The organism is Enterobacter sp. JMULE2 (assembly GCF_013337145.1).
GTDB lineage: Bacteria > Pseudomonadota > Gammaproteobacteria > Enterobacterales > Enterobacteriaceae > Enterobacter > Enterobacter mori.
In genome coordinates, this window is the sequence record NZ_SGWD01000018.1 from 217158 (window position 1) to 232497 (window position 15340).

Consider the following 15340-nt stretch of genomic DNA (forward strand, 5'->3'; position numbering starts at 1 on the left):
TGGTGACCCTCATTCAGGGTTATCAGTCCGACGGTTCTGCACCGGCGCCCATTGTACTGGTGACCGCCACCAGCCTCTTTCTCTTGTGCCTATGGCGTTGTTATGCTGCAAAACCCTATTTCAAAGCCCACTGGCGGATCTTTAAGCGACAATTTTTGTTTATTAGCCTTGCGCAACTTAGGGGGATTAACAAAAGTGACTTTTTCTCGAACGAGAGAAAATACAGAACGTTGGCTGAAGAGTATGCGAAAGAAAATAAGGCAATGCCTGAGCGAAAAACCTATTTGTGTGATGGCTACCCTTGGGGGGGCCGAGCACGCAGACCGGGCTTACCAGATCAACAACCTCTCAAGCGATTTACGGGAGATAGCGTTACCATTCGTTTTAAAACCTATCACCCGGCATTTTGCCTCATTGGCACGGTCAATGGGTGGAAGCAATGCGTTATTCGCAGTAGATGAAAGAACCCCGACGTTTGTTACCGAAAGCAACTGGTTCGGCCATACGCTGATAACCGGAAACGTGGGTACCGGCAAAACAGTACTGCTACGTCTCCTCAGCGCCAGTATGCTGCACATGGGCCATGTCGTCGTTTTCCTGGATCCCAAGAACGATGCCGACTGTCGTGAAGGGCTGAGAAAAGAGGCTGAACATTTAGGGTTACCTTTCTATCAGTTCCATCCAGGCAGGCCATCAACTTCAGTTTGCATTGATGTCTGTAACTCGTTTGTGAACGTCAGCGATCTTACCTCTCGCATACTAAGCCTGGTTAGTGAACCCGGGAAGGTTGACCCGTTCGTGCAGTATGCCGAATCTCTGATTTCGACGATCATCTCAGGGATCCGTATGATTGATAAGAAGCCATCAATCAAACTCATTTACCGTAATATGATGAACCAGCAGGCCATCATCAATTTAACGGTCAAGGCGCTTGAAAGTGCCTACGCGAAGTTCTATGGGCACGATCAGTGGGTAGAGAAAGTGAAGTACACGCCTAATGAGCCTCTTCCCCTGCGAGCAAAGCGCTTGTTTGAATGGTATACCGCACACTTCATGAATTACGAAGGTCAAGAAAAGCTGGAGTGGCTTGATACTGTCGCAAAGCTCATTGACTACTCAACCTCAAGTGCCGAGCACATGGGTAAAATGACGGCCGGTATAATGCCTCTGTTCAGTCGCCTGACTGAAAGTCCCCTGGATGAGCTGCTGTCGCCAAATGACAGCACAAACAATGGACGCGAAGTCGTCACCAGTGATGGTATGTTCAGTTCCGGTGGGGTTCTATACATTTCGTTAGATGGCTTATCAAACCCAGAAACCGCACGTGATATCTCCCAATTGATAATGTCAGACCTTACAGCCTGTGCAGGCAGTCGGTACAACTCCGGCGATGGTGACCTCTCAGCCCATTCACGGATCAGTATTTTTGTTGATGAGGCACATTCTGCCATCAACAACTCCATGATTAACCTTCTGGCACAGGGGCGAGCAGCCAAAATTGCGCTCTTCATTTGCACCCAAACCATTTCCGATTTTATCGCATCAGCTAATGAGGAAACCGCTAACCGAATTACGGGTTTGTGCAACAACTACATCAGCCTGCGTATAAATGACAATCCAACCCAGACTTTAGTCGTCGAGAACTTCGGAAAAAGCCCTATAAGCACAAATATGGTCTCTTATTCGACCGGGACCGGGACAACTTTATCGCATAATGATTTCAGCGGTTCTATCTCGGAAAGAAAGCAAACAACGCTTGAAGAAAGCATTCCGAAAGAGCTTTTGGGGCAGGTGCCAAACCTGCATATTGTGGCAAGACTCCAAGATGGTCGAAAAATCGTCGGTCAGATACCCATTGCGGTATCAGAAAAAGCGATGAAACCCTCAACGAGACTTATCGAGATGATTATCCGGAGCCCTCGAAAAGTTACTTTGCGAAAAAATCTGAACATTGCCGAAATCGATAAATATCTAAGGAAAATGCATTGATGGATGATTTCATTACTCTCAGTTGGCAACAATGTTTCAACGGCCCGATGAAAGTCAGCAAGAGCAAATCACTCATTAAACGGCGATTCCAATCTATTGGGCTGAATTTTATTACCGATGAGCAAACTCTTCATCGAATTGGCCAATTAGAAAAAGGTGTCACCAGGCACGTTGGGCAATTCTGCTTATCCAACAATGCAGACTCGCTTATGCAGGCGGCAATCTTGCTATCAGACCTTTTTCTGCTGAAGGGCGAATTGAAGGCCCGTGATCGGTACGGCGATATCGTGACATTCTATTGGTCAATTGCTCTTGGACCTGCCCAGGAGTGGATGCAGACACATCTCAACGGCGAGCGATTTGATCATCAGTTTGTCTCGTTCAAAATATTCTTTGACGAGCCACCAGCACGCACCGAGCCACCAGCACGTGCCTTGATTGTTAATAGCAATCAGTTGAAACTGGGTGGCTATCTTCTTCCTTATTTTGTCGATTTCTCCAAAGCTGCTTCAGCATTCATCAATGTGCCCGCAGATCTGACATTTGCACGGCAGCAACGTTTGAAATCACCCGTGCATCCTTCCACTACATTCGACCATATTGTTGCGATTGAGGACTCTCCATTCCTCTCGCGACTGAAGTATAAGTTGGTCGATGCTATAGATAAATTGCCGGATCAGGCTTGCCAGTATTCCAGTACTTTCAATTACATTATCGACAAAATCGTGATCGCCCAGCTGAATTCTGCACACGAACCGTTTAACAGCCCGGACGTTTGCAGTGCAGTTGTATCAAAATACACTGACACACTGCTGACCCTTCCAGTGTTTAATACCAAGGTTAATGAGCGGTACCGCAGCTGGACGCCCTGGGAGTTCAACTTTGGCGAGTTTGCGAGAATGGCATCAAAAAGCGAAAGTTCAGTCTACTTACCTGTAGACGGGCAGATAAGCTGGAAAAGTGAAGCATTGAAGCAGTTCGCTGAACACACATTAATCCGCCAAATCATCCCAAGCGAATTCCACTGGCATTTGGGCATCCCGACTATGTGGCGCAATGAGTACCATGACCATACTCATCGTATAGCCATGATGAAAGAATGGGGGTCTAATCATGTCTGATCCTACGGCCTCAAGAGGCTATGTCATTCGTTTAATGGCATGCATGTTGCTTTTTGCCTATCTCGTTTACAACGTAGCAATCCAGCCTACGGAGGAATTGAGCAAACAAATTAGTCTGGAGATTAATGCCAGCCAACGCATTATCCCATCAGATAGATGGAAATCTGTCCTTTCTAACACAGAGGCTTCATACAATGTGCTGGTTGAGAAGTATCGCCTTATCGATAACCTGAACAATATTCTTATCCCCGACAACACAAAGCCAAGTCGGGGAATTAACCTGACTGTGGACAAAGCCTCATCATTTCTCTACACAATGGCAAAGAACATTCCGCTTCTTATTTTTCAGACATTGTATCGCTGGAATTTGCTGGTGGGATGGCTACTGATCTTCCTTCCATTTTTAATTGCCATGCTGGCAGACGGCATGTACCAGTGGAAGCTGAAACGATATGTATTCGGCAAAGTGACAGTCCAGTTCTACCGGGTATGGTTCAGGGCATTCTGGTTGATAGGTTTTCTTACAACCATCTATCTGGTTACGCCAAATATGTCGCTATTTAACAATGTCGCGCAGCTTTTCCCACCAGCAGCCCTCTTTATACTGGGCATTTCCTTGAATCGCCTTTGGGCCAATTATCAGAAACTCATGTAAGGTTGATAAATGTTCAAACATAATAAAGAAACACCTGCCAGTCTTAAGCAAGCATTCAATCATCAGGCTAACCGATTCTATGGGATGTTTCGTGTCAGTGCGACGGCAAAGATTGCAATGTCCGGACTGGCTATTATCGCTGTAGGTTACTCCTTCTATAATCTCTACGATCAATATCAGGAGAATGAAGGATTGCGTGACCATTTCGCAGTCATTCGTTTGACCGGTGAAATGTCTACGGGTTCAGATACCGGTGACGGCACCGTCATCGCCACAGCACTTGGAAAGGCTTACCGAAACCCTCATGCCAAAGCAATCATCATTGAAGCAGAATCCGGGGGAGGTAGCCCGTCTGATGCTATAACCATTTATCGGCAGATTAACGCACTGAGGAGCCACCAGCAAAAAATCAGCGTGGAAAAATATGTCGGCGGGCGGTATGTTTCGGACGATGAGGTTGACGTTCCTAAGCCTCCTGAGTCATTTAGCCAACAGAAACGAAAGCAGGACGAGCTGGAGAAGGTGAAAGCTAATACCCTGTCGATCATTGCCACCGGGCAGGGTACTTTTATCAAAGACGCTCGCTATCCTTATAAACCAATCATCGTCAGTGTGAAATCTATCTGCGCATCAGCCTGTTATTACGCGGTCTCCCCGGCTGATGCTATCTACGCTGATAACAATGCCCTGATTGGCTCAATCGGAGTCCGTATGGACCACTGGGATGTCTCTCAAGTGATGAAAACCATTGGCCTTAAAAATGAGCCACTGATTGCCGGTGAGAATAAGGACTCACTCGATCCCTATCATCCTATGAGTGAAAAGACTCGCGACTTTATGCAAACGCAGATCCTGGACAACATGCATAAACAGTTCATCGCCGATGTAGAGCAGGCCCGGGCCAATAAAATTCTCAGCCCTTCTGATGCAGAATCTGTAGCGCTCTACAGCGGACGGGTCTGGCCAACACCCACGGCTATCAAATACGGACTGATCGATGCCGATGTGACTCCGGTCGAAGTGCGCTCTCGCCTCTCGGCGATGTACGGCATTCAGCGCTTCAAGAACTACAACGAGCCTCAACGAAATCTGCGGTCCGCACTCGGTATGTTAGCTTCACTGACAACGTCGGTAGAAAGTCTTACCCAGAGCGCCAGCAAGCTCGCAGATTCAGTTGATGCCACCAGCCACCCCAAACTGAGGTAAGAGTTATGGACTATCTCTTTCAGGTATGGCAGCTGCTGGGGGTAGTTCTTATCGGTTTACTCTTGACCGTTCTAAACTGCCTGAAAAGCTTTATCCTGACGGATATTGTTGAGCGGAGAGCCGCCAGGCAGATCGCCAGAAAACTTCCTCACTGTGCCGATGGGTTAATGAGTGATTTGACGCTCAATCTTGAGTCCGTCGGTACCACGCAGATTGACCACATCCTTATCGCTCCGCATGGGCTCTATGTCATTGAGCAAAAGAACTATAGCGGACGTTTGTTGGGGAATGTGACTGACAGGCATTGGACGAAGTTTGGCGGCTCAGCAAAGGTCTTAAAATTACAGAATCCGTTCCGCCAAAACTACAGCCATATAAAAGCGATTCAGAACGCGCTCGTAGGTATTGAGTTCGAGTGCATCAACGTGGTGATTATCAACGGTAAGTGCCAGTTTGCGGGCACATCGAAGCCTGATTGGCTGTGTATGGGTATTGAAGATTTTGTCAGAAAAGTAGAGGTGCGAAGAAACATCATAATCTTCCGGCCTGATGCGCTTAAGTATATGAAAGACCAGCTGGCAGTTATGCGTCGACCACCGGGCTTATACACCGATTTAAAGCATATCCATTTTTTGAGTCAGAAATTTAAGACAGGAATGAAATTAGATCAGGCCATTACGTTGAGCGTACTGAATTTTCTGGCGTCAATTATAATTCGGCTAAGGCAAATATTGAAACCCTAAAGGCCCAGGCAAGGGCCTCTAAGGGTTTAGTGCGGGGATTTTCTGCCACGCAGCCTGCATCGATTGCATAACCTCTCCAATGGACTGTGTGGGCCTCAGCACGGTACTGGTCAGTTCCACATCGACCTGTTCAAACTCTACCGGTACCAGCATTAAATACACGCGAGTCCCTTTTAGCTGGTAGGCCAGCAATACAACCGGCGCCGTCTTTCCGTCGCTTACAAACTTCTCTACATCATTAGCCCAGTCCCGAACCATCGCATACGCCTGCGGCATGTAGCGGCTATCAAGATCGCCTTTAGGTCGTTTGAATGGCACAATTTCTGGCGATTTAAATACAGATTTTGTATTAACCATTTTGTTGTCGCCCTTAAATTCAAAATTCTGATTCAATCAATTTCACTACGCAAAGGCCATTATTAATCCCTATCCATACCATAAACATGATGAAGTGGATTAGCTGAGTTCCCAATTGCATCAATCATGTTCATGTGGTCTTTTAAGGCTTGTTCAGTCATTTCATCACCCAATGACTTTACGCGTACGGCAGGTTCGACCTGATTTTTAATAATTGGTTGGTCAAAAACCACCAACGGCTCCACTTCGATAATGCGCCCCTTGCTGATTAAGCGAACCGTCTGCGGATTTGAGGTAGCGTCACCTGTTTTACGGGCTTTCAAAAAACGGATGACTCGACGTGCAACGTAACAAATGATGATGAATAAAATGACGTTCGATACACTCATGATGACCTCCCCTTTTGCTCTATGGTTATTATACGCAATCTCTGTCTCTGGCTAACAATCGCTGCGCATTAAACATAACCACCCTGCCAGATTCTGCACGTGTCGTCATCACCCATTGATTTTTCTACCGGCTGCACGCTTCCATTCAAACCAAACCGACAAGTTTACACCCGTCCAGTTTAAGCCAGATAGCACGACATGCCGCATATGGATGCACCTTTAATATGGACGGTCACATTTTTAGGTTTACTGCCGCAGCGCGATCCTCCCGCTCCGTCAGCCAGCTGCATGCTTATGGGTGCCCTCCATCTGCATTCGCACAAAGCATCGCGAATTAGGGCCCCTGATTGGGGAAGGACGTCTGATAACCAGCGCCTATCCTATGCAACCACTCTATATACCATGAAAGCTCTCTTCACGGTTGCGGGGGGTTTATCCCGGGTTCATAAGGCTAATCCTGAGTCTCATCTGTACAGGCTTTGATCCCATCCTCTTTTAAATGGTGATTTAAGTCCGCTGACGCATCCGGGGCAAAATTCCAGTAACGCCACATCATCGGCCTGCACTCAAATGCGTGATTGCGGATAACGATACAAAAATGGCCAGCTGGCTGTACATCCTCAATTGTAACGTTCCGATAGTGCGCCACGACCGCTTGCGCTTCGCTCATTGAAATTGTGGAACCATGCTCAAACAAATGGCTCATTACAAACCTCTGATTCAACTTTAATTGTCACACCAGCTGACAGGTAACCGGCCGGATCCTTAATAGGACAGGTACAGACCGGTCGCTTCATAAAACGCGGTACTAAGATACATACCAGCAAGATTCAGACGGCAGGCGAGCAGTTCCGCTTTGTCTTGCTGTGCATTAAAGAAATAGATGTCATGACAGTCCTGACCTTCCTCTTTGAAAATGCGAAAGACGTTAATCTTTTCGTCGCTGTAGAACTCGACGTGAACGCCATAGCGGACTGTGCCATCATCAAACTGAGCCACCCGGCGAGCGGATTTCAACTGAACCCAGCGGGGAAACTCTGTCACATAATCACGCCCTGGCATTAATTCGTTAAAAATGTGGTCGACGGTTTCAACCTGCTTCTGACGGTCGAAATCAAAAAGGCCAGCCCCGGTATTACGGTAGACCGGCTGAATGACGCTGACGTGCTCCAAAAAAGTCGTGTCACGATCTTTACTGAACATGGCAAAGCTCCTCTCGGGCCGGGGCCCGGTTGTGTATACGGGGTTATCTCCAGCGTTCCACCAGCTGGTTAAATGCGGGTCTGGTGAGCACCGGTCTGAAGAGCAGAGGTATGACGGCCACGTTGGGCAGTTTGTTCTCACACCAGGCATTGAAGATCTCCTGCCAGACACCGGCATACCGCCCCGCTTTTGCGCGGATCTGCTTTTGCGTCGTGCAGTTTGCAATGGCGGCTTGATACAGGCTGTCGTTTTCAGCGCCAGAGAGTTTCTGCAAAGCCCGGTAAATAGCGCCGTATTCAGCGTCGGTTGAATCATTGGCAAACGTAAGTGATGTGCTCATATCGGCTCCTTTCTCTTAATTTTACCGGTACCGACGGTCTGGCTAACAAGGCGATATAAAAATTGTTGAAATAAATTAGGGGGTTAATTCGGACAGCTATAAAAATAAGGATGGAGCATCGACCTGACAATTCAGTGCCGATAGCTCGTCTTTCCGCTTTTAGCTGTCTGACCGCTTGCCAGCCTGCCCTGAACAAATCTTCACATTGCCGGTTGCTGGAGTTCCCTATGGCGCCAACGGGTCATTCTGAAGTGGAGATATCGGACAGACATACAAAGCGTGGTAAGTTTTTGTCTGAGGGTGGATCTTGCCCTGGATCCAAGCCATGAGAGATGGGCAGGCTTGTCCAGATGAAAGCGCCCTTTCCCGGATGCGCCATCGATGTGCTGTTGTGCTTTTAATGCAGGGGGAGAGTCTGAGGAATGCAGGAGGAGAGTCTGAGGAATGCAGGGGCAGGCTAATGCGTGCCTTTGAGCACGGGCTGAGTTGATACAGCGGCTAGCCAGACCAGTGGCTATTTTTCTCCTGGTGTCACGTTGTTCATGGTTCACAACTTTTAAAGTGCGAACAACGGGAAAATGTTCCGGCCCATCCAACTGACTGGACCGGAGTCTGCTTCATGCTTTCCCTTTGTTTTGCTTTTCCTTATGCTTGCTCAGGAAGGTTTCCAGGTCAGCATGGGCGTTGATAATTGCCGTCATTTCGTCATGCGAGAGTTCCAGGGTATAAGTGTCCTTGCTTACTGACTCACCTTGCTTAAGAACAGCTGCTTCAGCGATGCGTCCAAACAGCGGGATCGCGGTGTCCGCAATAGTTGTCACGGTTTTCTTATTCAGCACACTGGACAGGGAAATGGGCTTGTTTTCCGCTGGCGGGGTAGGCTCTTTGTTCGCTGGAGGCGTGTGCCCACCAGCAGTCATACCATCAGAGTTCTGCCCGTTTTCTGAGTTCGGTCCGCTTTCGTCTTCAGCACCATTCTGATCATCATTTCCGCTGACGTTACCGGCGTTGATGTTCCCGGTTTCGTTCTCACCGTCCAGGTTTTGTGCCGGTAGATTGTTTTCTTCATCATTCGGCTGCTGAACGGGCCCTGGCTTCACCACGGTTTCCTTAGTACTACCGGTAGTGAGGCTGACGGCTTTGACATGCTTCAGGGTGCTAGCAGTGGCTTTACCGTAGACTTCAATGGCTTTGCGAATGTTATCAATTGCCGCCTCGCCGCTAAACAGGTATTCATCGATAGCGACGTACATGGCGACTTCTTCGGCCACCAGCATTGCCTGAAGCTCAATTGGCAGGTCCAGAACGCGGACCATCTGGCGAAGATGCTGCTCAGACTTCCCACGTTTTTTTGCCAATTCAGCAAAAGTGTACGGTTCTTCCGGATCGTCCAGCAGACGTTTAATCGACACGGCCTCAGCCACTACTGACAATGACAGGGAGGTGTTGCCACCCAGAGTGAACAATTCTGCTTTAGCGGCGCTACCACGGAATTCCTCCGTGCGGATTTCACTGATACGCGGACGGCCTTCAGCCTCAAGCCGACGGTTCGCAATAGCAATGCCACGGATTCGGCAATGACCCTGACGCAGAGCAGGCTTACCATCGATGATTTGCAAAACGACAGGCGTTACCGACATCGGGTCTTCGATGTAAGCCTCAGCGAGACTGTTCAGATGATCAACCACGGCTGGCATCGAGTAATAGGCTTCGCCCATCCCGGCAGTACGGGTGTTGAATCCTTCAATTTCTACGATTACCGCAGGGTCGATTACCAGTCCGTTGGCTTTACGTTTGCCATTGCCTGTACGTTCGATATAGCCACGCAGGCTTACTTCGGGGGTGGAAGGTTTGGTTGCTTCAGGTGCGATTGCAGTCATTTTCGTGTTCCTTAATTTCAGTGGTTTGTGTAACCACAATACACAGTCAGACTCATTCTCTAATAATGTGTGCCGAAAAAAAGTTACTTTTTTTCTGATTAGTAAACGGGCAAATAATACTGCATGGCGCCAATCTAAAAATCGACGTTAAGTGCCTGTTTTTGCATTGTAGCGATACTCGCCCAGAAGAGCTCTGCCAGGGAGGTGTCGAAAGTTACTTTTCCGGTTGCCTGCCTGACCAGCTTTACAAGGGTAGATGGCGATAATCAGGCCTCTTCAGCCCTTGCACATAGTTGGTGTAGGGGCTGAAATGCAGAAAAAATGCCCACTCTGTGGCACCGGGAACTCCTCGTCAAAATGATAACCTGTTTAAAACGTCATGATGAGGCCTCGCTGATGATTTCCACCGTTATCAAACCGTTATTACGCCTGTTCCAGTCGTCAGGGTCTTCGTCCCTGCCCCCGGCGACATCCGCTTTAAAAGTGGAAATGCCTGTTGCAGGTCTGTGGCGACCTCTTCCGGCGAAGCACGTCGTGTTGTTCCTTGATTTTGACGGGGTATGTCACCCTTGCCAGAATGAAACCTTTGATAGGATGCCCTTGATAGAGCGTCTGCTGACCCAGTGTCCATACATGGTCATCGTCATTTCCAGTTCCTGGCGGGAGTCTGCCAGTGTGGGCTACCTGAGGTCATTATTTCCGAAGACGTGTGTCGACCGGGTTATCGGGGCGACTGGCTCGCTTTATCTCAGACCGGGTCAAATCGGGGTTCGGGCGGCGGAGTGCGAAGATTTTGCCTTTACGCACCGGATCAAATCCTTCATCTGTCTGGATGATGATGCGTCCTTGTTTCCTGCGGGATACTCTCACCTGCACCGAACGGATTATTACAGCGGACTGACGGAAGCGGATGTCACGAAGCTCAGTGCCCGGTACCTGACGCTGATGCGTCGATGGGGCAGTTGAATTGATAGTGGGAAAAAGGAATTTCACCGGAGGCTGTTATGCACCAACACGCTATTGATGTATTGCAAAATCTTGACCGTCACATCCTGGTCACGGGTGTTTCGGGTTCAGGGAAAACTACTCTGTTAGCAGAACTGCGAATGGTCGACAGTGACACCCGGTATTATCACTTCCCGGATTTGAATGCCGGAAAACAATGCTGGGAGCTTTGTGACGACAACTTTGATGATTTTGATTTCCTGAACACGCCAGAGCGAACCTTAATTCTTGATGGCGTCACGGCAGGAGATACATCAGGTAATTCAAAGGTTCTGCACTTTATCAGGACAGCCAGAAAGCACGGGAAGCGCCTTATTGTTGTCGCATACCCGACAGATGCCATGCAGATAAAACCGCTTTTCGGTGCGGTTATTACTTTATCCGACGGTATTAAGGGCGAAAGAAACTGCGCTGTAGAGCTCCTTTCCTAAAGAATGGCCCCGTAGTTTGTACGAGGCCATTGCCAAATGCGCGATGATGGTCATTTACTGAGACGCGATGTTCTTTCCGGTTGCGAATAAACCCTTCCCTGGCTGGCAGGAAACCCTGTCAGCTGGAGAGGTGGTTAAAGTTACACCACGCTGAGAAGGGCTCAGTACTTTTAATGCCCCAGGTATATGAGATGGTGCTGAGCAGATTCTCCCCCTGATCCATCATCGCTTTCTGATGTGCCAGCGTGGCATTGGCATCCGTCGCTTCGTAGGTTGCCCTGTCCATGACGGCCTTCAGTTCTGGTGAGGCATGGCGGTACTGCGGGGAATTTCTCATCACACGGGTAGCTTCATTCCGGGCGTCCTCCGGCGGCACAGTATTGGCCAGCATGTTTTTGAACTGCATCGCAGCCACTGCAATTGGGGTCCGGGTGGTTTCACAGAATTCTTTCACCGTCTTCTGGTCAGAAGAGGTCCCGGCTTGAGCCTGGAATGCACACATCGATACGAGTAAAAATCCGGCAAGTTTACGTTTCAAATTTCATTTCCCTCTGGTTGTGGTCGTTGCCGAATGTTTTCCGGCGGGTACGTCATATCTATCGGCAGCAGCAGGTCTTCTCTTCAGCCTAAAACGCTGTCCCCCTGCCTGTCTGATTGGGTTACGTCATCCTGCATGTCGCGAAGACGCGCCTCATATATCTCACCCCCGACGGTGAGGCCGTCGATGCTCAGTCCAACAAGGAGTTTCAGGCTCTTGCTGTACGAAAGAATAACCAGCTTGTGCACGGCCATCGTGTGGCACGAGGCTCTGAAATTTGAGCTGTGAATATCCTGCCCTCGCTGGCCATTAATGAGCGACAGCAGTCGAGTACTCGCTACAGACGAAGTGTGTCCCCTGACCTTAAGGGCATAGAGGACGAAGAGTATGTCTTTCTGTATTGCGGAAATTCGCATAATTGATGGGCAGGCCTCTGTGTGTTCGTACCGATACGCCAGCAAGTCAAAACGTTAATTGGCACGCTGGCTGGCCGTGGTCAGTCTGAATTTATAACCGCACCCGCTCTCAAATCTCGCGACAGCAGTGGTCCCGGCATCGATGTCCTTTGCTGCGTCGTCCAGATAGTCAGCTAAGCGACTTATCGGGAATGACATCGTGCACTGGGCGGACAGCGTGAGCAGCGAATATGGCTGGGGGGCAGTGATGCCGACAGGATGAAGCGGTGGGAATTGCTCAGTTTCGTCCTGCGGGAAATCGCTGCGTATTTCAGACAGATTGAAAGTTAATATTGCCCGCTGCTCATCGAGTCCAGAATGACCGGTAGTGCTGCGTTCAACCAGATCGTCACCAGGGGTGGGTAGTGGCAGCTGCCTTACCATCACAGCTCTGGCCCGCATACTCTGCGCAATATCACGTGAGAAGCATCCGGCATCGGCCGTTATTACGAGCTGAAGGCGTTTTAGTGGGTAGACCTGTGACCGGCCGGACGAGGGGATGATCGGCGAACTGACGCGCTTAACCAGGCAATAGCCGGTCAACCACACAATTGCAGCAGCTGACCACACAAGCTCAATCCACATTAACGAACAATTCCCTTACTGTATGTCATCGGGAAAGGCTCACCGTCAGTACTGGCTACATCAAAAATCGGGTCATTAATGGGTACAACCTTGCTCTCTGAGTCCGTATTTCCGGTCAGGCGGCGGTACTCACTTTCACAGAACTCCGCCAGACGTCCCATGACTTCGTTCAGCATGTCACCTATGACGTCGTTCTTCACTACGCTAAATTTTGGCATAATCAGATGCGCCTTCTTCTGTTAACACTACCTGTCTGTCCATGCTACCAACACCCGTTTCACGGCTAACAACCGTGCCGAAAAATCAGGGAAAATTCTGTTTCCTACCCGGAGATCTTACCGGATGAAGCGAGCAACTTTTTCCGGATTAGGGCCGAATTTAGTGGATATAACGGACGCATACAAAATCAGGAGGGCCTTCCCTGCTATTGACCAAGTTCGGGCCACCGAATACCAACTGGCGGTTTAACCGGATTCTTTCTCCGTCTGCTACATTCTTCCTGGGTAGAAGGCAAATGTTCCGTTCGGTGCAACCAGAAAAAGATGGTGTTCGTGCGTGGTTCAGCTGTGTTTCGGCCCAAACGGGCACCACAAAATGTTGCATGCGCCAAAATGTTACGTGTTTATTTATGCCAGAAGTGCATGGGAGGCGCGGTGCGCCGGAGGCTTCGCAGCGCCAACGAGGGCATAGAAACGCAATAGCTTCAGCCGAAATCATCTCCCGCACTGTAAAGCCAGTTTTTGGCAACAGCAGACCAGAAGCGGAGCATAACCGTCCGGTACTCGCCACTTTTCGCCCGAAACGCACCAGAAAGACCATTTTCTCCGCCACTTGGACAAACAGGTTGTTCTGTCCAGATCTGCTGGCAGTGCGAGATCTCGCCTGGTAATCTGGTAATATTAAGTCTGTGTTCATTATTTAAGCGGTGAAAATGATGGAATATTTCAAGATTTTCAGTAACGGAAAACAGATGTGGTGGAGTCAGGACGGGGCAGCATACACCGATGAAGATAATGCCGGTTTCTGGCCTGAAAGTGCGCTTGCGGCAATGGGGCTGGATGATATACAGACCGCCGTCCGATTTGAGCCTCCCGCGCAGACGTTAGCACTTATTGAGCGTGGCCTCTATGAGTTTGGCGATCTATCCCCCGTTGACGGTTGTAGTAAAGGTGAATCTGAGCGTATCGAGCTGCGCCGGGAACGGGATGAACGCTGGCAGAGTGAAATAGACGATATGGAAACTGAAACCATCTTGCCCTATAACCCGGCATGGATGCATCAACTCCCCCACAACTGAGCCGCAAAAGCGGCCTTTACAAGTAGGCCGCAACTCTCATCCGGAACAGGACCGGGCTACTTCAGACGGGTGTCAAAACTGAAGGGGATCGTTCGGACGGTTTTCATCAGGCCCGGTACATCTGGGTGAGCCGGATTAAGCAGGAAGTTGTATTCGACCGGGGACAACGCACTGGGTATCCGCAGGGCCACAGATTGTGCATCCTGCACCCAACTGTCGCCGTAGTGAGCCAGAACGGCTGGCGCGTCTTCATCGGCCCAGCCGGAAGGAAGCATCGCCATATCAAACGTCATTATCTGGTCTTCTGGTACATCTATACTCAGCAGCGTGAAACTATCGAGCAGCTGCGGGGCATTCAGATGCACCAGTGTTTCCAGCATCGTCAGTGACGCGGCCTCGGAAAGATAGACCATTGCTGTACCCACACTGTTCCATCGTCCACCGGCCTCTTTCGCACCCAACCCGGACCACGCCGAAGTGAGATAGCGGGTCTTGGTCAGCCGGTATAGGATCATGAATACACGCCATGTTCGATGCGGGTAATAAGACGCATCACTTCCAGCGCCCCGGTTTCCGATGCCAGAACGTCAGCGGGCTTTTGCCAGTTCAGGGCCCGGTTTTTCTCGTTCAGCCATTGTTGGGCTTCCTCTTTATTGCCCTCAAACAGTTCAACGGCCTTCGCGAGTACCCGGATAATCCGAACAATTCGCTCACTCTGGTCGGCTGTAAACCGATCCTTTATACTGCGGTTAAACGTAGTGTTCGGAATTCCCGACATTTTGCGCAGTTCGCCCGGGGATATATGTGCCCAGACAGAAATTTGCTTAGCAATTTCGCCTTCCAGACCCAGGTTGATTTTATCCATCAGAGCGATGCCGTCCTGTTCCTTCAGGCCGGTGACGCTCCAGAGATCATGTGGCGGATTGCGAGAGACTGAAGGGGTAAACACTTTCATAGTCATAAGTGGCCTCCATTTGGTAATTTGATTATACCATATGGGCTAAGAATGGCGAGATATTCAGCAGCGAGTGACTTCAAAAGTAAAAAGGGCTTCCCCGAAGAGAAGCCCTTTCAAAAGGTGCCACAGGACTTTGCCAGACAACATCTTGACCGAAAAGCGGGGGGTTACCCCCCCACTTTCAGCTA

The 15340-nt window shown here is 49.5% G+C and carries 19 protein-coding genes; 8 read left to right on the forward strand and 11 right to left on the reverse strand.

The features are described from left to right. Positions 1–102 precede the first annotated feature (102 nt). The 5 genes from traD to EXW94_RS25645 are packed head-to-tail and all read left to right on the forward strand — an operon-like array spanning position 103 to position 5714. Positions 103–1989, forward strand: coding sequence for a conjugative transfer system coupling protein TraD (traD, locus tag EXW94_RS25625; RefSeq protein ID WP_254797897.1), 1887 nt, complete (start codon positions 103–105; stop codon positions 1987–1989). Beyond that, positions 1989–3110 (forward strand): hypothetical protein, encoded by a 1122-nt coding sequence (locus EXW94_RS25630; RefSeq protein WP_174341418.1) that lies wholly within the window; start codon positions 1989–1991, stop codon positions 3108–3110. The genes traD and EXW94_RS25630 overlap by 1 nt, the downstream gene beginning before the upstream one ends. Continuing rightward, on the forward strand, positions 3103–3765 hold the full coding sequence (locus EXW94_RS25635; RefSeq protein ID WP_174341419.1) for a DUF4400 domain-containing protein: 663 nt from the start codon (positions 3103–3105) through the stop codon (positions 3763–3765). Before EXW94_RS25630 ends, EXW94_RS25635 begins: the two co-directional genes overlap by 8 nt. Positions 3766–3774: 9 nt before the next feature. Next, positions 3775–4971, forward strand: coding sequence for a S49 family peptidase (locus EXW94_RS25640; protein WP_174341420.1), 1197 nt, complete (start codon positions 3775–3777; stop codon positions 4969–4971). Between the two features lie 5 nt (positions 4972–4976). Next, positions 4977–5714, forward strand: a complete 738-nt coding sequence (locus EXW94_RS25645) for a nuclease-related domain-containing protein (RefSeq protein ID WP_174341421.1) — start codon at positions 4977–4979, stop codon at positions 5712–5714. Between the two features lie 18 nt (positions 5715–5732). Here the strand turns inward: EXW94_RS25645 and EXW94_RS25650 are convergent, their stop codons facing one another. From EXW94_RS25650 to EXW94_RS25675, 6 genes are all read right to left on the reverse strand, one after another. Then, a complete protein-coding gene (locus EXW94_RS25650) occupies positions 5733–6107 on the reverse strand; it encodes a hypothetical protein (protein WP_254797898.1) in 375 nt (124 codons plus the stop codon). Positions 6108–6133: 26 nt separating this feature from the next. Continuing rightward, positions 6134–6460: a hypothetical protein gene (locus EXW94_RS25655; RefSeq protein WP_174341422.1), complete on the reverse strand. Its 327-nt coding sequence runs from the start codon at positions 6458–6460 to the stop codon at positions 6134–6136. 451 nt (positions 6461–6911) lie between these two features. Next, a complete protein-coding gene (locus EXW94_RS25660; protein WP_174341423.1) occupies positions 6912–7166 on the reverse strand; it encodes a DUF905 family protein in 255 nt (84 codons plus the stop codon). 59 nt (positions 7167–7225) lie between these two features. Continuing rightward, the gene (locus EXW94_RS25665; RefSeq protein WP_174341424.1) at positions 7226–7663 is read right to left on the reverse strand and encodes a hypothetical protein; all 438 of its coding nucleotides are present in this window, start codon (positions 7661–7663) and stop codon (positions 7226–7228) included. A gap of 43 nt (positions 7664–7706) precedes the next feature. Then, the gene (locus EXW94_RS25670) at positions 7707–8003 is read right to left on the reverse strand and encodes a hypothetical protein (RefSeq protein WP_174341425.1); all 297 of its coding nucleotides are present in this window, start codon (positions 8001–8003) and stop codon (positions 7707–7709) included. Between the two features lie 617 nt (positions 8004–8620). After that, positions 8621–9883: a DNA-binding protein gene (locus EXW94_RS25675; protein WP_174341426.1), complete on the reverse strand. Its 1263-nt coding sequence runs from the start codon at positions 9881–9883 to the stop codon at positions 8621–8623. 357 nt (positions 9884–10240) lie between these two features. Between EXW94_RS25675 and EXW94_RS25680 the strand changes: the two genes are divergently transcribed. Next, positions 10241–10849 carry an HAD domain-containing protein gene (locus EXW94_RS25680; RefSeq protein WP_254797899.1) on the forward strand — a complete coding sequence of 203 codons (609 nt, stop codon included), beginning with the start codon at positions 10241–10243 and terminating at the stop codon, positions 10847–10849. 38 nt (positions 10850–10887) lie between these two features. Next, complete coding sequence (locus EXW94_RS25685; protein ID WP_174341427.1) at positions 10888–11319, forward strand: ATP-binding protein; 432 nt, start codon at positions 10888–10890, stop codon at positions 11317–11319. Between the two features lie 118 nt (positions 11320–11437). Here EXW94_RS25685 and EXW94_RS25690 read toward each other — a convergent pair whose 3' ends face one another. The 3 genes from EXW94_RS25690 to EXW94_RS25700 all read right to left on the reverse strand — a co-directional run bounded on the left by EXW94_RS25690 (position 11438) and on the right by EXW94_RS25700 (position 13115). Next, a complete protein-coding gene (locus tag EXW94_RS25690) occupies positions 11438–11857 on the reverse strand; it encodes a hypothetical protein (RefSeq protein WP_174341428.1) in 420 nt (139 codons plus the stop codon). A gap of 470 nt (positions 11858–12327) precedes the next feature. After that, complete coding sequence (locus tag EXW94_RS25695; protein ID WP_174341429.1) at positions 12328–12897, reverse strand: hypothetical protein; 570 nt, start codon at positions 12895–12897, stop codon at positions 12328–12330. Next, the gene (locus tag EXW94_RS25700; RefSeq protein ID WP_174341430.1) at positions 12897–13115 is read right to left on the reverse strand and encodes a hypothetical protein; all 219 of its coding nucleotides are present in this window, start codon (positions 13113–13115) and stop codon (positions 12897–12899) included. The genes EXW94_RS25695 and EXW94_RS25700 overlap by 1 nt, the downstream gene beginning before the upstream one ends. Before the next feature lie 752 nt (positions 13116–13867). Here EXW94_RS25700 and EXW94_RS25705 point away from each other — a divergent pair. After that, positions 13868–14194, forward strand: a complete 327-nt coding sequence (locus EXW94_RS25705; RefSeq protein ID WP_174341431.1) for a hypothetical protein — start codon at positions 13868–13870, stop codon at positions 14192–14194. Positions 14195–14250: 56 nt separating this feature from the next. Here the strand turns inward: EXW94_RS25705 and EXW94_RS25710 are convergent, their stop codons facing one another. After that, positions 14251–14709, reverse strand: a complete 459-nt coding sequence (locus EXW94_RS25710) for an RES family NAD+ phosphorylase (RefSeq protein WP_174341432.1) — start codon at positions 14707–14709, stop codon at positions 14251–14253. Next, complete coding sequence (locus EXW94_RS25715) at positions 14706–15155, reverse strand: antitoxin Xre/MbcA/ParS toxin-binding domain-containing protein (protein WP_254797900.1); 450 nt, start codon at positions 15153–15155, stop codon at positions 14706–14708. Before EXW94_RS25715 ends, EXW94_RS25710 begins: the two co-directional genes overlap by 4 nt. Positions 15156–15340 lie beyond the last annotated feature (185 nt).